This is a genomic window from Lentzea sp. NPDC092896, assembly GCF_044754905.1.
Classification (GTDB): Bacteria; Actinomycetota; Actinomycetes; order Mycobacteriales; family Pseudonocardiaceae; genus Lentzea.
In genome coordinates this window covers 2,242,370-2,264,548 of the sequence record NZ_JBIVPX010000001.1, presented here as the reverse complement: position 1 = coordinate 2,264,548, position 22,179 = coordinate 2,242,370, and the positions used below count along the sequence as shown (strand labels likewise).

The 22,179-nt window shown below is 69.7% G+C and carries 24 protein-coding genes; 10 read left to right on the top strand and 14 right to left on the bottom strand.

Annotation, left to right across the window (positions count from 1 at the left end; translation table 11 throughout):
* Positions 1–15 precede the first annotated feature (15 nt).
* Entirely contained in the window at positions 16–1,038 is a 1,023-nt protein-coding gene (locus tag ACIQF0_RS10025; protein WP_401026880.1) for an alpha/beta hydrolase, read from the top strand.
* Positions 1,035–1,511 carry a GNAT family N-acetyltransferase gene (locus ACIQF0_RS10020; protein ID WP_401026878.1) on the top strand — a complete coding sequence of 159 codons (477 nt, stop codon included), beginning with the start codon at positions 1,035–1,037 and terminating at the stop codon, positions 1,509–1,511. The genes ACIQF0_RS10025 and ACIQF0_RS10020 overlap by 4 nt, the downstream gene beginning before the upstream one ends.
* Here ACIQF0_RS10020 and ACIQF0_RS10015 read toward each other — a convergent pair.
* On the bottom strand, positions 1,504–2,343 hold the full coding sequence (locus tag ACIQF0_RS10015; protein ID WP_401026875.1) for a helix-turn-helix transcriptional regulator: 840 nt from the start codon (positions 2,341–2,343) through the stop codon (positions 1,504–1,506). The genes ACIQF0_RS10020 and ACIQF0_RS10015 overlap by 8 nt on opposite strands.
* 102 nt (positions 2,344–2,445) lie before the next feature.
* Here ACIQF0_RS10015 and ACIQF0_RS10010 point away from each other — a divergent pair, with 102 nt between their 5' ends.
* Entirely contained in the window at positions 2,446–3,210 is a 765-nt protein-coding gene (locus ACIQF0_RS10010) for an SDR family oxidoreductase (RefSeq protein ID WP_401026872.1), read from the top strand.
* On the opposite strand, the gene ACIQF0_RS10005 is transcribed toward ACIQF0_RS10010, so the two are convergent.
* From ACIQF0_RS10005 to ACIQF0_RS09995, 3 genes are read right to left on the bottom strand one after another with little or no spacing between them, the layout of a single operon-like run.
* The gene (locus ACIQF0_RS10005) at positions 3,159–4,097 is read right to left on the bottom strand and encodes an NmrA family NAD(P)-binding protein (RefSeq protein WP_401026870.1); all 939 of its coding nucleotides are present in this window, start codon (positions 4,095–4,097) and stop codon (positions 3,159–3,161) included. The genes ACIQF0_RS10010 and ACIQF0_RS10005 overlap by 52 nt on opposite strands.
* Positions 4,094–4,591, bottom strand: a complete 498-nt coding sequence (locus ACIQF0_RS10000) for a PaaI family thioesterase (RefSeq protein ID WP_401026867.1) — start codon at positions 4,589–4,591, stop codon at positions 4,094–4,096. Before ACIQF0_RS10000 ends, ACIQF0_RS10005 begins: the two co-directional genes overlap by 4 nt.
* Positions 4,591–4,881, bottom strand: a complete 291-nt coding sequence (locus ACIQF0_RS09995) for a putative quinol monooxygenase (RefSeq protein WP_401026864.1) — start codon at positions 4,879–4,881, stop codon at positions 4,591–4,593. Before ACIQF0_RS09995 ends, ACIQF0_RS10000 begins: the two co-directional genes overlap by 1 nt.
* A gap of 87 nt (positions 4,882–4,968) precedes the next feature.
* Here ACIQF0_RS09995 and ACIQF0_RS09990 point away from each other — a divergent pair, with 87 nt between their 5' ends.
* The 4 genes from ACIQF0_RS09990 to ACIQF0_RS09975 are packed head-to-tail and all read left to right on the top strand — an operon-like array spanning position 4,969 to position 8,463.
* Entirely contained in the window at positions 4,969–5,472 is a 504-nt protein-coding gene (locus tag ACIQF0_RS09990) for a winged helix-turn-helix transcriptional regulator (RefSeq protein ID WP_401026862.1), read from the top strand.
* A complete protein-coding gene (locus ACIQF0_RS09985) occupies positions 5,469–6,134 on the top strand; it encodes a GNAT family N-acetyltransferase (protein ID WP_401026859.1) in 666 nt (221 codons plus the stop codon). Before ACIQF0_RS09990 ends, ACIQF0_RS09985 begins: the two co-directional genes overlap by 4 nt.
* Before the next feature lie 59 nt (positions 6,135–6,193).
* On the top strand, positions 6,194–8,143 hold the full coding sequence (locus ACIQF0_RS09980; protein WP_401026857.1) for a HEAT repeat domain-containing protein: 1,950 nt from the start codon (positions 6,194–6,196) through the stop codon (positions 8,141–8,143).
* Positions 8,107–8,463, top strand: coding sequence for a 5-carboxymethyl-2-hydroxymuconate Delta-isomerase (locus tag ACIQF0_RS09975; protein WP_401026855.1), 357 nt, complete (start codon positions 8,107–8,109; stop codon positions 8,461–8,463). The genes ACIQF0_RS09980 and ACIQF0_RS09975 overlap by 37 nt, the downstream gene beginning before the upstream one ends.
* Here ACIQF0_RS09975 and ACIQF0_RS09970 read toward each other — a convergent pair.
* The 7 genes from ACIQF0_RS09970 to ACIQF0_RS09940 all read right to left on the bottom strand — a co-directional run bounded on the left by ACIQF0_RS09970 (position 8,460) and on the right by ACIQF0_RS09940 (position 16,649).
* Positions 8,460–9,407, bottom strand: a complete 948-nt coding sequence (locus tag ACIQF0_RS09970; protein ID WP_401026853.1) for an SDR family NAD(P)-dependent oxidoreductase — start codon at positions 9,405–9,407, stop codon at positions 8,460–8,462. The two genes, ACIQF0_RS09975 and ACIQF0_RS09970, sit on opposite strands and share 4 nt — an antisense overlap.
* Positions 9,408–9,428: 21 nt before the next feature.
* Positions 9,429–10,037: a TetR family transcriptional regulator gene (locus ACIQF0_RS09965; RefSeq protein ID WP_401026851.1), complete on the bottom strand. Its 609-nt coding sequence runs from the start codon at positions 10,035–10,037 to the stop codon at positions 9,429–9,431.
* A gap of 10 nt (positions 10,038–10,047) precedes the next feature.
* On the bottom strand, positions 10,048–11,448 hold the full coding sequence (locus ACIQF0_RS09960; RefSeq protein WP_401026850.1) for a fatty acid desaturase: 1,401 nt from the start codon (positions 11,446–11,448) through the stop codon (positions 10,048–10,050).
* Between the two features lie 63 nt (positions 11,449–11,511).
* Positions 11,512–11,781: a hypothetical protein gene (locus ACIQF0_RS09955; RefSeq protein WP_401026848.1), complete on the bottom strand. Its 270-nt coding sequence runs from the start codon at positions 11,779–11,781 to the stop codon at positions 11,512–11,514.
* A 30-nt stretch (positions 11,782–11,811) separates the two neighbouring features.
* Positions 11,812–13,722 carry a GH36-type glycosyl hydrolase domain-containing protein gene (locus tag ACIQF0_RS09950; RefSeq protein WP_401026845.1) on the bottom strand — a complete coding sequence of 637 codons (1,911 nt, stop codon included), beginning with the start codon at positions 13,720–13,722 and terminating at the stop codon, positions 11,812–11,814.
* Positions 13,723–13,767: 45 nt separating this feature from the next.
* A complete protein-coding gene (locus ACIQF0_RS09945) occupies positions 13,768–16,086 on the bottom strand; it encodes a VIT domain-containing protein (RefSeq protein WP_401026842.1) in 2,319 nt (772 codons plus the stop codon).
* Complete coding sequence (locus tag ACIQF0_RS09940) at positions 16,083–16,649, bottom strand: MerR family transcriptional regulator (RefSeq protein WP_401026839.1); 567 nt, start codon at positions 16,647–16,649, stop codon at positions 16,083–16,085. The genes ACIQF0_RS09945 and ACIQF0_RS09940 overlap by 4 nt, the downstream gene beginning before the upstream one ends.
* 132 nt (positions 16,650–16,781) lie before the next feature.
* On the opposite strand from ACIQF0_RS09940, the gene ACIQF0_RS09935 reads away from it, so the two are divergent.
* The 3 genes from ACIQF0_RS09935 (at position 16,782) to ACIQF0_RS09925 (ending at position 19,511) form a co-directional block, all read left to right on the top strand.
* Positions 16,782–17,780, top strand: a complete 999-nt coding sequence (locus tag ACIQF0_RS09935; protein WP_401026837.1) for a hypothetical protein — start codon at positions 16,782–16,784, stop codon at positions 17,778–17,780.
* A complete protein-coding gene (locus tag ACIQF0_RS09930) occupies positions 17,777–18,301 on the top strand; it encodes a GNAT family N-acetyltransferase (protein ID WP_401026835.1) in 525 nt (174 codons plus the stop codon). Before ACIQF0_RS09935 ends, ACIQF0_RS09930 begins: the two co-directional genes overlap by 4 nt.
* Positions 18,302–18,383: 82 nt before the next feature.
* On the top strand, positions 18,384–19,511 hold the full coding sequence (locus tag ACIQF0_RS09925) for a BMP family protein (protein ID WP_401027778.1): 1,128 nt from the start codon (positions 18,384–18,386) through the stop codon (positions 19,509–19,511).
* A 54-nt stretch (positions 19,512–19,565) separates the two neighbouring features.
* Here the strand turns inward: ACIQF0_RS09925 and vanX are convergent, their stop codons facing one another.
* From vanX to ACIQF0_RS09910, 3 genes are read right to left on the bottom strand one after another with little or no spacing between them, the layout of a single operon-like run.
* Entirely contained in the window at positions 19,566–20,174 is a 609-nt protein-coding gene (gene vanX / locus ACIQF0_RS09920; RefSeq protein ID WP_401026832.1) for a D-Ala-D-Ala dipeptidase VanX, read from the bottom strand.
* Entirely contained in the window at positions 20,171–21,181 is a 1,011-nt protein-coding gene (locus ACIQF0_RS09915; protein ID WP_401026829.1) for a D-alanine--D-alanine ligase family protein, read from the bottom strand. Before ACIQF0_RS09915 ends, vanX begins: the two co-directional genes overlap by 4 nt.
* Positions 21,178–22,140, bottom strand: coding sequence for a D-isomer specific 2-hydroxyacid dehydrogenase family protein (locus ACIQF0_RS09910; protein WP_401026827.1), 963 nt, complete (start codon positions 22,138–22,140; stop codon positions 21,178–21,180). Before ACIQF0_RS09910 ends, ACIQF0_RS09915 begins: the two co-directional genes overlap by 4 nt.
* Between the last annotated feature and the right edge of the window lie 39 nt (positions 22,141–22,179).

The window sequence follows — 22,179 nt, the reverse complement described above, 5'->3', positions numbered from 1 at the left end:
TGGTTGACTGGGATCATGCTGCCTTGGGAGGGACCGCTCGCCGGCCGGCTCGACCGGCACACCGTCGAGTCCGCGTTGCTGCGCGACAACCCGCTCGGAGATCCGCACGAGCGGCCGCTGTGGGTGTACGTGCCGCCGGGTTACGACTCCGGGACCGAGCACTACCCCACCGTCTACCTGATCCAGGGCTACACCGGGCACGTGCAGATGTGGGCGAACCGCACGCCGTTCCGCCAGCCGTTCATCGAGACGGCCGACGCGGTCTTCGCACAGGGAGCCCCTGGCTGCATCGTCGTGTACGTCGACGCGTGGACGTCGTACGGCGGGTCGCAGTTCGTCGATTCACCCGGCACCGGCCGTTATCACTCATACCTGTGCGACGAGATCGTGCCGTGGGTGGACGAGCACTACCGCACGATCCCGGACCGCGAGTCGCGGGCGATCGCGGGCAAGTCGTCGGGCGGGTTCGGCGCGATGATCACGCCGATGCTGCGGCCGGATCTGTTCGGCGCGTTGGCCACGCACGCGGGCGACTCGCTCTACGAGCTCTGCTACCTCGCGGACTTCGGCAAGGCCGTGCGAGCGTTGCGCGGCTACGACAACGACGTCCAGAAGTGGTGGACGGACTTCCGGAGCCGCACGGCGTTCACCAAGCCCGAGGACATGGACCTGATCGGGATTCTCGGTGTGGCGGCGTGCTTCTCGGCCACCGAGGACGGCGTGCCCGAGTTGCCGTTCGACTCCGTCACCGGAGCGTTGATCCCGGACGTGTGGCAGCGCTGGCTCGACTGGGACCCGGTGCGGATGGTGCCCGGTCACGCCGACGCGATCCGTTCGCTGCGGGCCGTGTGGATCGACGCGGGCACCAGGGACGAGTACTTCCTCGACCTCGGCGCGCACGCGTTCCGCAGGGAGATCGCGCAGGCCGGGATTCCGGACGAGCGCGTGCACTTCGAGCTCTTCGACGCGGGCCACGGCGCGATCGACTACCGATATCCCCTCTCACTCGCGTGGCTCGCGACTAGGCTCGCTCGATGATCAGTGAAGTGACGTTGCGTGGCGTCGAGGACGCGGATCTGGACGTGCTGTTCGAGTTCATGCGCGATCCGGAGGCCGTGTGGATGGCCGCGTTCACGGCGGAGGACCCCGACGACCGCGCGGCGTTCGACGCGCACATGCGCAAGATCCGGGAGAACCCGGAGACCCTCAACCACGTGATCCTCGGTGACGGCGTGGTCGTCGGCAGCATCGCCAGCTTCGTGATGGAGGGCGACACCGAGATCACCTACTGGATCGACCGCGCGGTGTGGGGTCAGGGCGTGGCCGGGCGGGCGTTGGCGTTGCTGCTCGAACGCGTGACGGTCCGGCCGTTGCACGCCCGTGCCGCCAGCGACAACGCGGCCTCGCTGCGCGTGCTGACCAGGGCGGGGTTCAAGCCCGTCGGCACCGACACCGGCTATGCGGCGGCGCGGAAGGCCGAGATCGAGGAGACGATCTTCATCCTCAGCTGACGAACTTCTCCGTGCCCAGCACGCCGAGCAACTGCAGCTTGTCGAACGCCTCGGTGCGCGGCGGTGCGGTCAGCACCAGCAACGCCTGCGACTGGTCCTCGGTGAACAACGCCTGGCAGTCGACCTCGATCTCGCCGAGCTGCGGGTGGATCAGCACCTTGTGGTCCTCGAACCGCTTCGAGACCTCGTGCCGTTCCCACAGCTCGGCGAACTCCGCGCTTTCCTTCTGCAGCGCGCGAACGAGCTCACCGGCCCGTGAACGCGAGCCCATCGAGGCGTAGGCGGCACGCAGGTTCGCCACCTGGGTGCGGCTCTGCCGGTCGCGGTCGGGCTCGGGGTAGATCAGGCGCTCGCCGGGGTCGGTGAACCAGCGGTAGATCCCACTGCGGGCGTGGCCGGTGAAGTGCGAGGAGTCGCCGTACAACGCCTCGGCGAACCGGTTCTGCACGAGGACCTCGCTGAGGTTCGACAGGATCAGCGCGGGCGTGTCGTTGAGGCGGTCCAGCACCCGTTGCAACGCGGGCGCGACGTGCGTGGCGGTGGCCTGCGGTGACGGAGCGTTGCGACCGGCGACGCGGAACAGGTAGTCGCGTTCGTCGTCGCTCAGCCGGAGGGCACGGGCCAGCGAGGTCAGCATCTGCTCGCTCGGCTGCGGGCCGCGTTGCTGTTCCAGGCGCGTGTAGTAGTCCGTGGACATGGCGGCCAGCGCCGCGACCTCCTCACGCCGCAGCCCCGGTGCCCGCCTGCGCGCGCCCACCGGCAGGCCGACGTCTTCAGGCCTCAGTTCCTCCCGGCGACGGCGCAGGAAGCCGGCCAGTTCCACCCGATCCATGTGTTCGAGTATCCGGCTTGTGCGGCCGCGAACCAGGGATCGCCGATCCCCCGATAAGGGCTCTCTGGTGAGGTACCAGCGACCGGGCCGAGACTCAGTGCCATGGACATCACCGGAAACACCGTCTTCATCCCCGGCGCCACCAGCGGCATCGGCCTGGCGCTCGCCCTCGCCCTGCGCGAGCGCGGCAACACCGTGATCGTGGGCGGCCGGCGCACCGAACTGCTCGACCGGATCGCCGCCGAGCACCCCGGCGTCGAGACCGTCCGCATCGACACCGCCGACGCCGCCAGCGTCCAGACCGCGGCGAAGGACGTCATCGCCCGCTTCCCGTCGGTCAACGTGCTGATCACCATGGCGGGCGTCATGCGGATCGAGGACTGGCACCGCCCCGAGTCGTTCCTGGAGTCCGCCGAGGGCATCGTCACGACCAACGTGCTCGGCCCGATCCGCCTGATCGCCGCGTTCGTCGAGCACTTCCAGTCGCTGCCGGACGCCACGATCATGACCGTCTCCTCCGGCCTCGCCTTCGCGCCGTTGAAGATCACGCCGAGCTACAACGCGTCCAAGGCCGCCATCCACATGCTCAGCGAGTCGCTGCGGCTCCAGCTCGCCGACACGTCGGTGAAGGTCGTGGAGCTGGAGCCGCCGTCGGTGCAGACCGACCTGTTGCCCGGCCAGGCCGAGAGCGACCACGCCATGCCGCTCGACGAGTACGTCGCCGAGGTCATGAGCATCATCGAGACCCAGCCCGACGCCCGTGAGATCCAGGTCGAGCGCGTGAAGTTCCTGCGCTACGCCGAGGCCCGCGGCGACTACGACGAGGTCGTCGCCGTGCTCAACGTCTCGGACCCCCACGGGAAGTGACCCTGGCGCACGTACTCGCGGAACGTCACCGGCTCGCGGCCGATCAGCCTCGCCAGCGCGACGGCGTCGGCCGCCATGGTCGAACCGCGCTCCGCGACCCGTGCCGCCACCGAAGTGATGTGGCCCGCCATGTCGGCGTTCACGACGTCGTCCACATCGGACAGTTCGACGAGCTCGCGCCACCACTGCCGCGCGGAGACCGGCTCGAACCGGACCGGCCTGCCGAGCTGCTCGGCGAGGACGGCCGCGATCTCGTGGTGGCTCAGTTCCTCGGCGCCGGCGGGGTAGCAGATCGGGCCGTCGAACCGTTCGGGGTGCAGGATCGCGGCCACGGCCAGCTCCCCCGCGTCCCGGCCGTTGATCCAGGCGACCGGGCCGGGGCCGAAGCAGTTGCGGATCACGCCCTCGTCGCGGACGGACTTCCCGTGCAGCGCCGGGATGTTCTCGTGGAACGCGGCCGCGACGCGCAGGATCAGCACGTCCAGGCCGGCCCACTGCAGGACCTCCTCGGCGAGCCACTGGTCCCGCCCGCGGCCGCTGGGGTGACCGGGATGCGCCGGTCCCATCGACATCACGACCGTGCGCGGTGACGTACCGGACTCCCTCACGGCGGCCGCGAAGTTCGCCGCCGCTCCGATCACTCCCGCGTCGATCGGATACGTGAAGTAAGCCAGTTCCACGTCCTGCAGCGCGGGCACGATGCTGCGGCGGTCCTGCAGATCGCCGACCACCACCTCCGCGCCGAGCGATTCGAGGAACTCGGTGCGGGTACTGCGGGTGCGGGCGAGCACGCGGACGTCCCTGCCCTCCTCGCGCAGCCGTTGCACCAGGTGCGCGCCGGTGCCGCCGTGACGTCCGGTGGCACCGGTCACGAGGATCTTCGTCAACTCTTTCCTTCCTGGATCAGGCAGGTGCTCGTCGCGGTCGCCAGCAGTCGCCCGGCGCCGTCGACGAGACGAGCCTCCGCCATCGCGGTCCGTCTGCCTTGGTGGGCAACGGTTCCGACGCAGGTGACCGTGCCCGTGTCCGTCCTGATCGGACGGAGGAACCGCACGGCCAGATCGAGGCTCGTGTACCCGGTCCCGGCCGGGAGCGTCGAATGCACGGCACAACCCGCCGCCGAGTCGAGCAGCGTCGCGTAGACGCCGCCGTGCACCGAGCCGATCGGGTTGTAGTGGAACTCGGCCGGGTCCAGCGCGAACACGACCGACCCCTTGTCCACCGACACGAGGCGGGCGCCGAGCAGTTCCGCGACGGGCGGGGGCGGCACCTCCCCGGCGGCGACGGCACGGAGGAAGTCCAGGCCGTCGAGCTTCATGGCCAGCGCGGCGGTCTTCCGCGGATCGGCCCAGGTGACCGTCCGCGTGCGTGCGTCGGACATCAGGCGGCCACGGTGCCCTTCATCAGCCACCTCGGCCCCTCGGCGTACGCGCTGGCCTCGGCGAAGAACGCACCGAAGTACGGTCCGCTCGCGTGGGCGGTGAACGCGTCGACGTCGGCGTAGACCTCGTTGAGGTAGAAGAGATCCGGGTTCTCCTCGTCCGCGATGACCTCGAACCGCAGCGAGCCGGGCTCGTTCGCGAGCGAGTCCGCGGCGGTCTTGCGCGCGACCTTCACGAAGTCCTCGCGGTGCGCGGGCTGGACGGTGAACGACACCAGGAACTGGTACATGGCGACAGCCTCTCTCGTCGTAGTTCATTCACTGAACTACGACGAACCGTAGCACGGCAGTTCAGTGAATGAACTACAGTGGGACCCATGGCACTGCCCAGCACCTACGCGGACCGCAACTGCTCGCTCGCACGAGCACTGGAGATCGTCGGCGAGCGGTGGACGTTGCTGATCGTGCGCGACGCCTTCTTCGGCATCAGCCGGTTCGGCGACTTCGCGACCCAGCTCGGCATCCCGCGCGCCGTCCTGACCAACCGCCTGAAGTTCCTCGTGCAGGAGGGCGTGCTCGACCACACCGACGGCGAGTACCGCCTCACCACCAAGGGCGTCCAGCTCTGGCCGATCCTGCGGGCGATGATGGCCTGGGGCGACGACCACTACTCCCCCACCGGCGAGAAGCGCACCTTCTGGCACACCAACGACAACGGCCGCCTCGACCCCGAAGGCCGCTGCTCGGTGTGCGGCGGCCTGGTTCCCGCCGCGGACACCCGCGTGGACCCCGGCCCGGGCTTCGACCCCGGCACCACCAACCCCGACCCGGTCTCGGCGTTGCTCAACACGCCGCGCCGCCTGATGGAGCCGCTCGCATGAACCCGCTCGACCACGCCGCCCACTCGGCCCTCACCGGCCCGCACGCCCGGTTCGCCGAGCACAAGGGCAACGTGCTGCGCTACCCGACGGACATGTCGCCGTTCGTGGCACTGCCGCCTTCGCCTTCCGAAGCCGACTGGCTCGACCTCGCGGCGCTGGCCCCGCACGCCACGGTGACCGGTCTCGAACCTCCAGCCGGTTGGCAGGTGGACGGGCGTCTGCCTCTGTTGCAGTACGTCGGTTCCGGCCTCGCTGCCGCACCGGAGCCCGAGGCCGTTCGCCTTGGTGCCGCGGATGTTCCGGAGATGCTGGCGCTCGCGGAGCTCACCCGGCCGGGGCCGTTCCTGCCCCGCACCATCGAGATGGGTGCGTATTTCGGGGTCCGGCGGGATGGCCGGTTGGTGGCCATGGCGGGCGAACGGCTGCGCGTGCCCGGCTACACCGAGATCAGTGCCGTCTGCACGCATCCCGACGCTCGTGGGCAGGCGTTGGGGACGCGGCTGTTGCTCGCCGTCGCGCATGGCATTCAGGAGCGTGGGGAGACGCCGTTCCTGCACGTGCTCGCGTCCAACACCGGGGCCGTGCGGCTGTACGAGAAGCTCGGGTTCCAGCTGCGACTGAGCACGGAACTCCTGATCCTGACTCACAGCGAGGCCGCATGACCTAGACTGAGGGGACATGACCGCTCGTTGGCGGTCCGATTCGAAAAGAAGTCGCCTGGATGTCCCAGGATCTCTCGCCCATGGTCGACAACGTCCCGTGGGATTCTCTGCACCACCACTACGGCTCTGCCGAGGACATTCCCGCTCTGCTCCGCGCCAGTGCCACCGACGCCGATGCATTCGGTGAACTGCACAACAAGGTGTACCACCAGGGCGGCGGAATCCTGTCCGCCGCACCACCCGTGCTCTCCGTTCTCGTGCTGTGGGCCCATGATCCGGGTTTCGCCCTGCGGAGCGAGGCGATCGAGTTCATCGGCGACCTCGCCCAGACCGCGCGGCAGGCTGATCCCGAGTACGTCAACGCAGCGTGGCCGGCGGCATGGCAGGAAGCACTGCCGCAACTGCTCGTTCTGCTCTCCGACCCCGATCCGGTCGTCCGCCGAGCGGTCGCGTCGGCGTTGGGACAGGCCGCCGGCCAGGCCGCGCTCGTGTTGCCCGCGCTGCTCGCGAGGTGGCACGAAGAGCCCGACGAGGCGGCCCGCGTCCGCTGTGTGCTGGCAGCCGGCCGACTGCTGCGCGACACGTCCGAGGAGTGGCCGGTGGAGGTGATCGACTGGCTTTTCTCCTTGCGGCAGAACGAAAACCGCGCGCTGCGGTTCGCCGGGATTCTGGCGGCCCGTCGCTGCGGGCTCGGTGGCCGCGACCCCCGGCACGTCGACGAGGCCGCGTCCTACCTGTCCACCGCAGATCTGGCTGTGTGGCACGACGTCTGGCCGGTAGGACGACAGGTCGTCGGGCGGCTTCTGTGGTGGACGAACGACGTTCTCGACGACGACCGGGACGGCAGGACCAGGCTGGCCGCGACCCTCCTGGGCAGCGCCGATGCCGACAGGCGCACCAATGCGATGACCGCCGCCGCAGATGTCATGCACCGCTGGCGTTCCCCCGTCGCCACGCTTCTGCCGCTCGTCGCGGACAGACTGTCCGATCCGGACTCGCGGCAGCGGTGGTCGGCGGCCTCGATCCTCGCGGCCGCCGGCCTGGCGGCCGCGCCCTGGACCGCGCAACTGCTCGCCGCGTGCGAGGACGAACCCGAGGTTGCGCGGCCCGCCCTGCAGGCCCTGGTCAGGATCGGTGCTCCCGAGGCCGTCGGCCTGGTCGCGAACCTGCTCGACGCACCAGACCACGGGCTCTCGCACAACGCCGGATGCCACGGTCCATCACTTCCCGACGTCCTCACGCCACTACGTCCCGCCGCCGCGTCGCTGCTGCCAGGTGTCCGGCGGCGACTGACGGCGTCGACCACGCTGATGGAACAACGCGCCTTGCTGCTGGTACTGGCGGACTGGGGTCCTGACGCCCGGGACGCTTTCGCAGAGATCACAGCGTTCCTCGGCACGGAGGCAGAGGCCTGGGCACTGGACGCCCTCATCGCCTTGGACTCCGAGGAAGCGCGCGAGGCGGCGCTGCCCGCGGTCATGGCCGCCCAGGAGGTCCCGATCTCCCGAAGGGCGGCAGTGCGCCGGTGGAAGGTGACCGGCGAGCCCGAGGAACTCCTGCTCCACCTCCAGACGGCCGACCCCACCCTGCGGCAGCACGCCGACGTGCTGGCCCAGCTGGGCCCGGCAGCGGCCGGACTCGCGGACCGGTTGCGCGAGCAGACAGCGCTAAGCCGCGGATGGGACCTGATGGAGCTCCGGTACGCGCTGTGGAAAATGACCGGAGACCCTGAAGACGGGCTCTCGGTCGCCACGGCCGCGAGGTCGGCGCTCCACTCGGACGGGGTCTTCGGTCGCTACGTCATTCGCGCGATCGGCAAGCTGGCGTCGCTGGGCACCCTCGCCGCACCGGCCGTCCCCGCGTTGCGGCCGCTGCTCGCCACGGACGTGCGTCCCACCAGGGGAATCCCAGATGATGACCTGCTGTGCGAGACGGTCCGCGAGGTCCTGGCCGCCGCCGGTAGCGTGAGCCCATGCCACAGATCACCGTCGAGTACTCCGCCGAACTGAGCGACGCGTTCGACCGCCGCGCCTTCGCCCTCGCGCTCCACGAAACCGTGGGCCCGCTGGTCAGCGCGGAGGTGGCGGCGTTCAAGACGCGGTTCCGGCAGATCGAGGAGTCCGTGATCGGGGACGGGTCGCCCGCGGCGATGATCCACGTCAGGGTCGGGTTGCTGACCGGGCGGCCGGTCGAGCTCAAGCAGGAGGTCGGGCGGGTGAGTCTCGGGATCGCTCAGGATCACCTCAAGCCGGTCGAGGGGCTGCCGACGCAGGTGACGCTGGAGGTCTACGACATGGATCGCGAGCAGTACCAGAAGATCGTTCTCTAGGGCAGGAGCCCGACCGCGCTGGTGCTGTACTGCCAGAACGCGTCGATGGCCTCCGGCGTCTCGCCCGTGGTCGGCAGAAGGTGGGTCGGACGCGCGCGGCGGTCGTGCCAGAACTGGCCGGAGCGGGGCGCGGGGGTGGTCGCGGCCAGCCAGACGACGGTGTCCGCGCCTTCCTCGGCGGTGCGCAGGAACGTCCTGGTCAGCCGGTGGAAGCCCGGCAGCGACCCGGCGACGCCAGGCGTGTCGGCCCAGCCGGGGTGCATGGCGTGCACGCCGATGCCGTCCTGGGCGTAGCGCTCGGAGAGCAGTGGCGCGAGCGCGACCTGCATGCGTTTCGTGCGCGCGTAGGCGGTCGCGCCGCGGTAGTCGCCTTCTCGGTACTCGGGGTCGTCCGCGTGGAGGCGTTGGGTGTACATGCCTCCCGACGAGACGAGCACGACTCGCGGGTCCGATGAGGCGGCGAGCTTCGGGCGCAGCAGATCGGTCATCAGCAACGGGCCGAGGACGTGCGTGGCGAACGTCAGCTCGTGGCCGTCTTCGGTCTCCGTGCGCTCCTGCGGCAGGACGCCGGCGTTGTGCACGAGGATGTCGAGGCGGTCCAGCGAGGCAGCGAACCGGCGGACGGACTCAGAGCTCGACAGGTCACAAAGCCTGATCTCCACCACAGCGCCGGGGACGGCGGCGGCGATCTCGTCGCGGGCGGCGGCGCCCTTGCGTTCGTCGCGCACCACCAGGACGACCTCGGCACCGAGACGGGCCAGGCCCAACGCGGTCGCTTTGCCGATGCCCGTGCCTGCTCCGGTCACGACGGCCTTCCTGCCGCGCAACGAGCCGGGCAACAGCGGAGGCCAGCCTCGGCGGCGGAGCTGGAAACCCAGCTTCGAGTAGCCGGGGACCACGAGCCGGTCCGCGACGGTGTCCAGCACGCGGAACAGTCCGCTCACTTGCTTCACTCCCTGCATTCGTCACCCGTAGCGAAGGGGTTTCCTCGCGGGCTCCTCCAGCACACGTGACGCGAGCCACGCCAGGCCGTCGGCGGTGCCGGCCGGGGTGCCCGTCGGCTGGATGACGTGGCTGAGCACCGTCCGGGTCATGAGATCGATCAGCACCTCGATCTGCTCGCCGGTGAGGCCCGGCCGGTAGGACTCGACCCGTGCCGCGAGCATCGCCTTGACCTCGAGCAGCAGGGTTTCGGCCTGGGTGGTCAGCAGCGGCACCAGTTCGGTGTCCGCGCCGTGCGTCGCCGAGGCGATGGCGCGGACCAGCAGGTTGTCGCGGGCCAGGTCGAGGACGTCGCGAACGGCGTCGTAGATCGCCTCGACCAGGTCGTCGGCGTGCCGGTCGAACGCGTCGCCGATCGCGGCGAGGAACCGGCCGAGCTCGTGCGCGAGCATCGCGTCGGCCAGGGAGTTCTTCGAGCCGATCTCGTTGTAGACGGTCTGGCGGCTGACCCCGACCTGCTCGGCGAGCCGCGTCATGGTGACCGCGGCCCAGCCGTCGCGGGCGGTCATCTCGATCGCCGCCTCGATGATCGGCTGCCGCCGACCGGAAGCCGCCGCTGAAGTCGCGCCCATGCCCGCGATCCTAGGCCGTGCCGACACGTCCCGGCGCCACGAAGTCGATCTTCTCGCGCACCCCGCAGTCCGGGCAGCACCAGGAGTCCGGGATGTCCGCCCACGACGTTCCAGCCGGGAAGCCCTCGCGCGGGTCGCCGGTCTTCTCGTCGTAGACGTAGCCGCAGCCGGGGCACATGCCGCCCGCGGTCGCGTCGCCGCGGGTGTCCGTGACGACCGCCGAGCCGGTGTCCACGCCGCCGTACCGGGCGAGGACCTTCGCGCGCTTGCCGGGCTGGATGTTGGCGCGGCTGATGTCACCGCCGAAGTGGCCCTGCACCCGCGGGTCCATCACGCGCCGCCACAACGGCGGTACCAGGGCCAGCAGGATCATGCCCGCGTAGCCGGTCGGCAGCACCGGGGACTCGGCGAAGTCGCGCAGCGTCTGGTAGCGCCGGGTCGGGTTGGCGTGGTGGTCGCTGTGCCGCTGCAGGTGGTAGAGCAGGACGTTCGTGGCGATGTTGTTGGAGTTCCAGCTGTGGCTCGGGTCGACCCGCTCGTACCGCCTGCGCCCCGGCGCGCCGACCATCTGCCGCAGCATCCCGTAGTGCTCCATGTAGTTCACGACCTCCAGCAACGAGAAGCCGATCACCGCCTGGATCACCAGGTACGGCACGATGCCCGCACCGAGCCAGATGATCATCGCCGCCCACAGCACGGCGGACATCAGCCACGCGTTGAGCACGTCGTTGCCCAGGCGGTACGGGTGCCGGTCGCGCCGCCCGTAGCGCTTGCGTTCGAGGCGCCACGCCGACTTGACCGAGCCGAACACGGTGCGCGGCCAGAACCGGTAGAAGCTCTCGCCCACCCTGCTGCTCGCCGGGTCCTCCGGCGTCGCGACCCGCACGTGGTGGCCGCGGTTGTGCTCGATGTAGAAGTGGCCGTAGAAGCTCTGCGCCAGCGCGATCTTCGACAGCCAGCGCTCGTGGCTCTCCTTCTTGTGCCCCAACTCGTGCGCCGTGTTGATGCCGATACCGCCGATGCACCCGATCGACACCGCCAGGCCGATCTTGTCCACAACGGACAGATCTCCGCGCGCGATCAGCCAGAACGCCACCACGAACCCGACGTACTGGATCGGCAGGAACAGGTAGGTGATCCAGCGGTAGTAGCGGTCGTTCTCCAGCCGCTCGATCACGTCGTCGGGAGGGTTGCTGCGGTCGAGGCCCGCGAAGAGGTCGATCGCCGGGACGATGACCAGCACCACGATCGGGCCGATCCAGAACCACACGCCCCAGCCCGTCGCCGCGTGCATCCCGATCGCCAGGAACGCCAGGGACGGCACGACCAGCCCCAACAGCCACAGGTACCGCTTGCCGTCCGTCCACTGCTCGGTTGAGCCGACGGGCACCGTTGCCTTCTTGTCGCTCATGCCACGCTCCTCAGGAGGTTGACAGAACGGTAAGACATGTAAAGCCAGTTTGACAAGAGGGTGCTATTTGTAAACCGCGAGCAGAGTCGTGGCACGCCTCTTGTAGGCGACGGCGGACACCGTCAGGCGCACGGGTACGCCCGGAAGCACCGCGCCGAGTGCCGTGGCGATGTCGTGAACGGTCCGCAACGGCGAACTTCCGCGCCACACCACGACCTCGACGCGGATTCCGTCCTCTGAGGACAGTTCGACGCTGTGCACGGCCGGGTGGCACAGCGCGGTCTGCTCGACGAGCGACAGCCGCTCGTCCTCGGGCAACTGGCGCAGGGACACGAAGTCAGGACCGCACCAGGCCCCGAAACGTCACGCTCGTTCACCGAATCGAGGTACGACGCCGTTCAACCGCAGATACGCGAGCAACGGCTGGGCATGGCTGTGCAGGTTCGCGACGGGGTACGCCTGCATCGCGGTGCCGAAGTCGGGCAGCGCCCACGTCTCGCCGGGGCGGTCGCTCTCCGGCGCGAGATAGCAGTCGGGGCCGGACAGCGTGCCCGTCCACACGTCTGGATAGGCGGCGGTGTGCGCGTGCAGGGTCATGCGTCGCCACTCGTCCCACGCCAGGTCCGGAAAGTAGGTAGAAGCCGCCCAGATCAGCGTCATGTTGACCGACAACCACACCTGGCCGTGCGTGCCCTCGGGAACGGGCCAGCGATGACGAGCGCCCAGTGGCGAACCGGCCCGGCACGTCTCGTCGATCGTGGTGAGCAGTGCGCGCGCTTGATCCGGAGTGGCGGCACCGCACAGGATCGCCCACGGCTGCACTTCCAGCCACAGGTCGTGATCGCCCACGACCTTGCCGCCAGGGCCGTGTGCGCGCCGGAACCAACGGCCGTTCCACTCCCCCGCGACCAGCGAACGGAGTGCGGCGGCGCGTTCGCGTGCCTCGGCGGCCGTGGCGGCATCTTCCAGCCGGTCGGCGAGGTCCGCGTACAGCGGAAGCACCCAGGCGGCCATCGCCGAGTTCAGGACCGACTCCCCCTGCTCGATCATCAGCTCACGGTCCACACCGGACTCTTTGATCGCGAGGTCGTTCCAGTCCGCGTTCAGGATCCGGACGTGGCCGTGCTCCCCCACGCCCACCTCGTCGACGAAGAACCGGAACTGGCGCCGCAGGTTCTCGGCGAGCGGAACGGGATCGGCGCTGTGGCAGGGGTGGTAGGGCACGGGTTCGCTGAACACGGCGAGATCGCCGGTCGTGGCCGCGTACTCGGCAGCGAGCCAGAGCGCCCAGAGGTTCTGGTCGGACGGGCGGAACAGCTGCGTCCACGGTTGTTTGCGGCCGTCGAGCGCGTACGGGAGGTCGCCGTCCGGGCTTCCCCAGGCACAGGTGTTGCGCAGCACCGACAGCGCGAGGTCCGGTTCGAGGTGTACCAACGGCAGGGCGTGCTGAAGCGGATCCCTTGCGGCGCCGTTGAAACCGTGCCGAAAAGAGTAGGCCGACCCCTGGTTCAGGGTGTGCCCGCCGAGCACGCCGTCGACGCAGGCGCCACCCGTCAGCAACGCCACGTGCCACCGGATCTCGGCGGGCGCCGACGGAAGGCGGTCCCTCAGGCCGGCCAGACTGGTCGTGTACAAGGCTTCCGGGTCCGCGGGCCCGTCGAGCAGACCGAACCGGAACCACACCGTGGTCCGCTCACCCGGCCGCAGATCCAGCTCGCTCCCGACCACCAGCGGTCCGGCCGTGGTCTCCACCCGGTCGCCGCCGAGGTTCTCCAGCGCCACCACGGGTGCGTCCGGCGGAGCGTCACCGCGAACGGGCCCGAACTCCAGATCCACCAGGCGCGGCCGCACCTCCCACTCCTCAGCCAACGTCCCGCGCAGCACCGCGTCGCCCCGGTTGAGCACGTCGACCCTGATCAGCACCCACGGCACCTCGCCCTCCGGGCACAGCACCGTGCGTTCGATCTCGACCTCGCCCGACACCACTGCCATCCGGCAGAAGGTCGGCCCGAACAGCTTCGAGGACGAGTCGACGAGCAGGTCACCGAGCCGCGCGATGCCGGTGTGCTCGGCGATCCACCGGCACCCGAGGTGCTCGTCCCACAGACCGAAAAACCCGTCGCTGTCGGCCACCAGCGTGATCCGGCGGTTGCCCACGTGCACCCGATGCGTCGACGACGGCGGGTCGATGATCGGATCCCACGGCCGAGGGCCCGCCCGGTACTCGAACGCGGGCAGGCCCTCGACTGTCGTCCACTCACCGAAGGCGCTCACACCGAAGAGCGTTCCGGCACGACCACCTGGCGGGCAATCGTCCGATCAGCGCCAGAACCTGCGGCGCCGCTCCGGCTCGGCGGCCTTCCCGGCGACGAACTCCCGCAGCACCTCCAGCGCCCGCGCCCAGAGCTCGTCCACGTCTCCCCCGGCCGTGATCTCCGCGACCAGGCCGTGCAACGGCGCGTGGGCATCACCCTGCCGACCGGCGATCAGGGTGCCGAGCCGGCTGGCCAGGTCGGCGAGCAGGTCGCGGCGCTCCCACGAGGGCAGTGCCGCGTCCCTCTCCAGGCGCTGGACCTCCAGCGCGACGATCTCCCGCAGGTCCGTGGATTCCGGCACGGGCACGGGCATGGGCATCGGCGGCGGCACGGGCATCGACGCGGAATCACGCATCAGTTTCGGCGCCGCGGCCCTGGCCATCGGCGCGGCCGCGGGCGGAGGTGCGCCGTAGCCACCGCCAGGCGCGCCACCCGCGAAGCTCGGCGCCGCCGCCACCGGCATCGCGAACTGCGGTACCTGAGGCGCCCATCCGGCGGGCTGTTCGACCGGCTGCACCACGCGATGCACCGTCCCGTCGGACACCACCCGCTCGTCCACCGCCACGAACGCGGTGAAGCGGCACAACACCCCGAACTTCAACGAGGTCCGCACGATCGACGACTCCAGCGACCGGTCACCGACCGCGTACCGGTCCTCCAGGTCACGCAGCGCGGCACGGGCCCACTGCGCCCGGACGGCCGGTGACGTGTGCCGCTGCACGGCCACCGTTTCCTGCCAGTCCGCACCGTCCCGGGTCCGGCCGCGCACGCTGAACGACTCCGGCGCCGCCCCCTGATACCGGCCGAAGGCGACCAGCGGCACGCCCGGATAGATGGCCGTCGGCTGCTTGGGCAGGTCGGACGAGGGCGACAGCACCAAGTCGGTGATGACGGGCGCGCCGATGCGTCGCTGGATGTGCGTCATCGCCTCGTCGAGCCGGTCCTCGCTCTCGACCAGTTCGCAGCGACCCGCCCCGGCGGCGGCCAGCCTGCCGAGGAAGCCCGCGTTCACGGCCGTGTCGATGCCGACGGCGTGGATCCGCGTCCGGTTGATCATCGGCGCGATGTCGCGCAGCACCTGGTCCTCGTTGCCGACCTGGCCGTCCGTGACCAGCACGAGGACGGGGTCGCGGTCCGAGGTCGCGTCGGCGAGCAGGCTCAGGCCCTGCCGCAGCGGTTCGTACATCTCGGTGCCGCCGCGGGCCTGCACGGCCGCCAGGTGTTCTACGGCGCGGAAGCGGTGCCGGTCCGTGGCGGTGACCAGCGCCGAACCGAGCGTCTCCGGCCGTTCCAGGCGGTCGTCGAAGGTGATCACGGAGAACGTGTCGTCCGCGGTCAGCGTGTCCACGATGCGGGCCGCCGCGCGCCTGGCCGCGACCATCTTCCAGCCGGACATGCTGCCGGAGCGGTCGAGCAGCAGCACGACGTCCCGTGCGCGGACCGGCGCCTCGGGCTCGGGCGGCAGAACGGTCAGCTGGTAGGTGCCCTCGCCGTTGTCGTCCAGGTCGGGCACGCACACGACCGCGGAGCTGTTCCCCTGGTACGCCAGGCGAAGCACGAAGTCGCGGTCGACCCGCTCACCCGGCGCGACCGTCACGGTGTTGCCCTCGGCGACGACGGTGTGCAGGCTCGACCGCACCTCGCCGAGCTCGAGGCCGGCCGGGTCGATCTCGACGCCGATGCCCAGCCGCACGGGGTTCGGGAACCCCGGCAGCAGCACGGGCGGCGTGATGCGGGAGGCATCAGGCACCACGTCCGTGTCCTGCGCGTACCCGTCGCCCACCGACGGCCCTGGCAAAGGCGTGCCCGGCACGTACCTCGGCGCCACGACCAGCGGGAACCGGAACGTGGCCGCGCCGTCCTCGAACACCAGCGGCCCCACCAGGGTCAGCTCGACGGTGACCCGTTCGCCCGCCGGGATGTTGCCCACCCGCATGGTGAAGACGTCCGGGCGTTCTTCCTCCACAATGGACGCTCTTTTGCCCGCGGCGATCGCGTCGTCGTAGGTCTGGCGGGCCTGGGCGCGTTCCTGCAGATCGGCTTCCACGGTGCGGTCACCGGCGGTCATCTTCATGCCGGTGACGGCGGCGCGATCCGGCAACGGGAACACGTAGGTCGCTTCAAGTGCGGTGTCATAGGTGTTCACGAACCCGGTCGTCAGCACGACGCGGCCGACGAGACCGGTGATCGACGCTCGCACGTCGAGCCGCTCCAGCGGCAGGTTGCCGCGTTCGGTGCGCAGCGCACCGACACCCGCGTCCTCGGTCGTCCGGCCGATGCGGTCGGCTTCGGCGGCCTTCATCGGGGCGACGGAGATGGTCATGACGAATCCCTTTCGTTGAGCAGGCCACGGGCGGCGAGCAGGTCGAGCAGTGGCCGGGCGGCGGCGGCGATGTCGGCGCGGTCGGCGGCGGTCGGCGTTCCCGGTATCAGCATCACGGCACCTCCGCCGAGCGCGACGCCGTTGAGCGCGAACGCCTCCGGAGGTGCGGGTGGAGCGGGCGGTGCGGCGGCGGGTTCGGCCCAGAACCTCGGGCGAACGGCCTCCGGCTGCGGTGCCTCGCCGGACTCGAACAGGTGCTCCGGGACGCGGGCGATGGCCACCAGCGTCGTGTCGGTGGCGCCCGCGAGCTCCGTCTGGATGTCGGCCAGCGTCCTCCCCTGCGACTGAAGTCTCTTCACCGCCACGAGCTGGAGCAGGTGGCGCTTCTCGTACAACGCGGTGCGGCCGCGCATCGCCGATGGCCGGTCGACCAGCCCCGTCGTCGCGTACCAGCGGACGGCCCGTTTGTCGGGCACGTCCCGGACGCGGCCGTTGGGCGCGCCCGAGTACTCCGCCGTCAGCGCGGCGGAGACACGGTCCAGCAACTCGTCGAGCGTCCACACCCCACGATAGTGACACTGCAACCGTGACAGTGTCAACGTCGAAACCGATGATGTTCACGCCTGGTAGCCGGGTAGGGTCCAGCGCGTCCGCGTGCCCCTGAAAGTTCACCCACATGAGGACGGAGAGCACGAGTGACCACGGACGAGGTCGGCACCCTGACCGACCACCGCGCTGAGTTAGCCCGGTTGAGCACCAAGAAGGCCCAGATCGTTTACGCGCTGGAGAACATGCCGCGCGGCGGCACGGTCGAGGACGTCCGGCGCTGGCTGCACAAGCAAGGCCAGGCGGCGCCCACCCAGTCCCACGCCAGGACGATCGTGAACGACTGGCGTGCGCGCAACGGCATGACCGACACGGGCGGTCACGTGCTGCTGACGCCGGAACTGATCGCCGAGCTCGACAAGGCGGAGGCCACCTCCCCCGCTCCCGAACCTGTGGAACCCGCAGAGCCCGCGGAGCCGTCGAAGCCCGCCGGTGCCAAGGGCTTCTACGCCGTCGCGTTGATGAGCATCGGCGTCAGCGTCGACACCTCGTGGCGGTTCTTCGAGCAGCGTCTGGGCATCACCGACGTCGTGGAGCGGGTCGTCCTGTTCTCCGTGATGGAGGCGGCGCTCGTCGCGTGCGGCTGGGCCATGCGCGGCGGCGTTCGTCGCGACGGCCGTCCCGGTCCGGCCCGCCTCGTGGCGTGGGCCCTGACCGCGTTCGCCGCTTTCGCGGCCTTCAGCCTGTCCGGCCCGGTCGCCGGTACCGCCCGTGTCCTGCTCGGACCGGTCCTCGGCCTCGTGATGCTGCACCTCGCGCTCGGCATCGAGATCCGCGCCTCGCGGCAGCGCACGACGACGTGGGCACGCGTGGGCCGTGAGCTCCGGGAGCGGCTGTTGTCGTTGCTGGGTCTGGGCGACGACCACCGGGACGCCGCCGCGCGCACCCGGGACAAGGCCGCCCTGCGTGCCGCGAAGCTGGCCATCGCGAGCCGGTGGACGCCGCGCCGCAAGGCCCGTCTGCGCAAGGCGCTGCACGCGTCGCACGTCGCGCACGACGCCACCCAGCGCGACCGCATGCTGCGCGAACTCGGCGTGCTCCAGCACGCGGACGAGCTCGCCAAGATCTCCCAGCCGTCGCCGTGGTGACTCCCGTTCTCATCTCCGACACCGGACTGGCCGCAGAGATCGCCGGCCTGATCAACCGCGTGTACGCCGACGCGGAACAGGGGATCTGGCAGGAAAGCGGCGCCCGGACCACCCCGGAGGAAGTCGCGGAGCTCATCGCCACCGGGCAGATCGCCGTGCTCAGGTCGGGCGAGCGCATCGTGGGTTCGGTGCGCGTGCACGAGATCGAGGACGGCGTCGGCGAGTTCGGGATGCTGGTCGCCGCGCCGGAAGAGCGCGGCACCGGCATCGGCCGCGACCTCGTGTCGTTCGCCGAGAACTGGGGCCGTGAGCGCGGCTTCGCCGAGATGCAGCTGGAACTGCTGGTGCCGCAGGGGTGGGCGCATCCGGTGAAGGAGTTCCTGCGCGGCTGGTACACGCGAATCGGCTATCAGGTCGTGCGCAAGGACAGCCTGGAGAGCGCGTATCCGTTCCTGGTGCCGCACCTGGCGTGCCCGTGCGACTTCCTGGTCTTCCGCAAAGTTCTCGATCCCAGTAAGTGAACTCTCAACCGGTTTGATCGAGGTGCGAGGTACCGTCCGCCTCTTAAAGCCGAGTTAGAGGAGACGAACCGTGCGTCGTCGTATGCGTGGCACCGCCGTGGCCGCGATCGCGCTGACCAGCCTCATGGTGGTGAGCGCCTGCGCTAAGGACTCCGGTGGTGGCACCACGCCCACCGGGTCCGGCAGCGCCTGCGAGTTCTCGACGCCGCCCACCGCGCCCGCCACGTCCAGCACCAGCGCCGCTGCCGGCGACAAGGTCGACGGCAGCGCGTTGAAGATCGGCCTGGCCTACGACATCGGCGGCCGCGGCGACGCGTCGTTCAACGACCTCGCCGCCCTCGGGTTCGACCAGGCGATCAAGGACATGGGCGTCAAGAAGGAGAACACCCGCGAGCTCTCCGCCGCGCCGAACGAGGACGAGGCGGCGAAGCAGACCCGTCTGCGCCAGCTCGCGGCCGAGGGCTTCAACCCGATCGTCGGCGTCGGCTTCGCGTACACCGAGTCGCTCAAGGTGGTCGCGCCGGAGTTCCCGAACGTCAAGTTCGGCCTGGTCGACTCCGCGGTCGACGGCGCCGCCAACGTCACGCCGCTGGTCTTCGCCGAGCAGGAGGGCGCGTTCCTCGCGGGCGTCGTCGCCGCGTACCAGAGCAAGAAGTGCCACGTGGGCTTCGTCGGCGGCGTCGACATCCCGCTGATCCAGAAGTTCGAGGCGGGCTACAACCAGGGCGCCCGCACCGCCGCGCCCAAGGTGAAGATCGACAAGAAGTACATCACTCCGGCCGGCGACTTCACCGGCTTCCAGGACCCGCCGAAGGGCCAGGAGGCCGCGAAGGGCCTGATCGACAAGGGCGCCGACGTCGTCTACCCGGCCGCCGGCGCCTCCGGTCTCGGCGTGTTCGCCGCGGTCAAGCAGGCGGGCGTGCTCGCGATCGGCTGCGACGCCGACCAGTACAACCAGCCGGCCGTCGCCGCCAACAAGGACGTCATCGTCGCGTCGAGCCTCAAGCGCGTGGACGTCGCCGTCTACGACTTCTTCCACGCGGCCGCCAAGAACGACCTCGCCTCGCTGCCCAAGGTCTTCGACCTGAAGGTCAACGGCATGGGCTACGCCACGTCCGGCGGCAAGATCGACGCGAAGCTGCAGGGCATTCTCGAGGGCTACAAGAAGGACATCGTCGACGGCAAGATCAAGGTCGCGAATACGCCCTAGTGCTCACGCTGGTGGGGTTCGCCGAGCCCCACCAGCCCGCCGGGACGCGACACTTCAGCTGATCGGGAAGTCGAAGTAGGTGTCCGGGTAGGGCTCGTCGATCAGCGTGTAGTGCCACCACTCGCTGTCGTAGCGGTGGAACCCGCAGGCTTCCATGATCGAGCAGAGGTGCTGCCGGTTCGCCGTTTCGGCCTCGGTGATCCCGAACGCGCCGTGGTGCGAGATCGGGTCCATCAGGTCGTGGTCGCCGCCCATCGGCGCGAGTTCGCCGGTGGTCAGGTGATACAGCGTCAGGTCGACGGTGCTGCCTCGACTGTGGCCTGATCTCCTTGCCACGTAACCCTTCTCGAACATCTCTGCCCTGGTGATGTTCGGGTGGAATCGCGCCTTGGTCCGGCCGTCCTCGGGTTGTTCCGCCCAGCGCAGGAAGCAGTCCACGGCGCGTTGCGGGCGATAGCCGTCCCACAGCAGCAGGCCGAAGCCGAGCGATTCGGCCTTCTCGTGCGCCTTCTCCAGTGCGGCGGTCAGGGCTCGGGTGCCTACGACGCGGTTGACGAGGTAGCCGTCGACTGGTTTGCCGGTGAAGTTGTCCCACGTGGCGTACTTGGCGTCCCAGCGGATTCCGGGTGCGCACTCGTCCACGAAGACGAAGTCCGGGTTCACCGGGACCTGCCCGCCAGTGACACCAGCCGGTCGATCACGTCGCCGAGCGACAGGCCCGCGGCCGCCATCATCCTCGGGTACCGGCTGTAGGAAGTGAGGCCGGGCATGGTGTTGACCTCGTTGAGGACCACCTTCCCGTCCGGCGTCAGGAACATGTCGACGCGAGCGAGGCCGGAGCAGCCCAGGGCGCGGTAGATGACCTTCGCCGTCTCCTGGACGAGTGCGCGCGACTCCTCCGGGATGTCCGCGGGCACGATGAACGCCGAGTTCTCCGAACCCGTTTCTGGCGTGCTCTCCTGGTGGATGCGGAAGAAGCCGTGGGTCAGCGCGACCCGGTCCAGCTCGCCGGCGACCAGGTCCAGGTCGTTGCCCAGGATCGAGCAGCCGATCTCGCTGCCGGCCACCGCTTCCTCGATCAGCACCTTCGAGTCGTACTGCCGGGCGACCTCCACCGCGACCGCCAGTTCGTCCTCCGCGGACACCTTCGTGACGCCGAACGACGACCCGGAGCGGGCCGGCTTGACGAACACCGGATAGATGAGCTCGCCGGGTTCGACCTTCTCGTCCGGCGTCACGGTCCAGAAGTTCGGCGTCGCGACCCCGGCGCTCCTGGCGACGACGTACGTGAGGGACTTGTCCATGCACAGCGCGGAACTCTGGACGTCGCAGCCGATGTACGGCACGCCCGACAGCTCCAGCAGGCCCTGCACCGCGCCGTCCTCCCCCAGCCTGCCGTGCAGCACGGGAAAGACGACGTCCAGGCTGATCGACTCGAACCGGTCCCCGTCCAGGACGAGCAGTCCGCCGGGCGAGAGCACGACCGGGCGGCCGTCCGCCGCGTCCGGGCCGTCGCACAGCCTCCAGTCACCGCCGCGCGTGATCTTGATCCAGAACGGGTCGTACCTCGCGGTGTCGAGGCTCCCCGCGACCTCCTGCGCGGACTTCACCGAGACGGGATGCTCCTCGAACGATCCGCCGAAGATGATCCCGATCTTCACCATGGTCATGTGTTTCCCCCGTTTTCGAAGTTCAGGCAGTTGATGAGACTGTTTTCCACGGTGTCGCTCAGGGCGTGGTCCGTGTAATAAGCCGTGTGCGGGCTGATGAGCACGTTCGGCATTCTTTGCAACTGCGTCAGCGGTTCGCTGTCGATCTCGCGCGCACGGCAGTCGGCGTAGAAGATTCCTTCCTCGCCTTCGACCACGTCCAATGCCGCGCCGCCCAGACGACCACTTTCCAACGCCTCGACGAGTGCCTTGGTGTCGATGAGCGGGCCGCGTCCGGTGTTGATGACGACGGCGCCGTGCTTCATCAGCCCGATGCGGTCGCGGTCGAGGAGATGATGTGTTCCCGCGTTCAACGGCGTGTGCAGCGTGACGATGTCGCACAGCCGCAGCAGTTCGTCCAGCGGCACGTAGTCGGCGGAGTTGCGGGGCCTGCTGTCGTGGGCCAGCACGCCGCAGCCGAAGCCGCGCAGCCGGTCCAGGACCGCCACGCCGATGCGCCCGGTGCCGACCACCCCGACGGTCAGATCGCGCAGTTCCTTGCCGCGCACGGCCTGAAGCCGGTAATCGCGCAGGTCAGCTCGCCTCAACACGGACTTCATGTCCCGGATGACCATCAGCATCAACATCACCGCGTAGTCGGCGACGCTGTCGGGTGAATAGGCGATGTTCCCGACGGTGATGCCCACGCTCTCGGCGTGCTCCACGTCGACGTGGTCGAAGCCGACGCTTCGGGTGGAGATGTAGCGCACGCCGGCGCGAGCGAGCGCCGAAAGCGTGGCAGTGGTGATGCGGGTTTTGTGGCCGACGCTGACGCACCGGTTTCCGCGCGCCAGTTCGGCGTTGGACTCGGACACCGCTTCTTCGATGATGGTCGGTGTCAAGCCGCAGCGGGGTGCCATTTTCCGGAACAGGACGGCCTCGTCCTGTCCGCACCCGTAAATCGTGATGCCCGTTGCCATGCGTCTCAGTCAAGACTGCACGGCGTTGCCGGCCCGTAT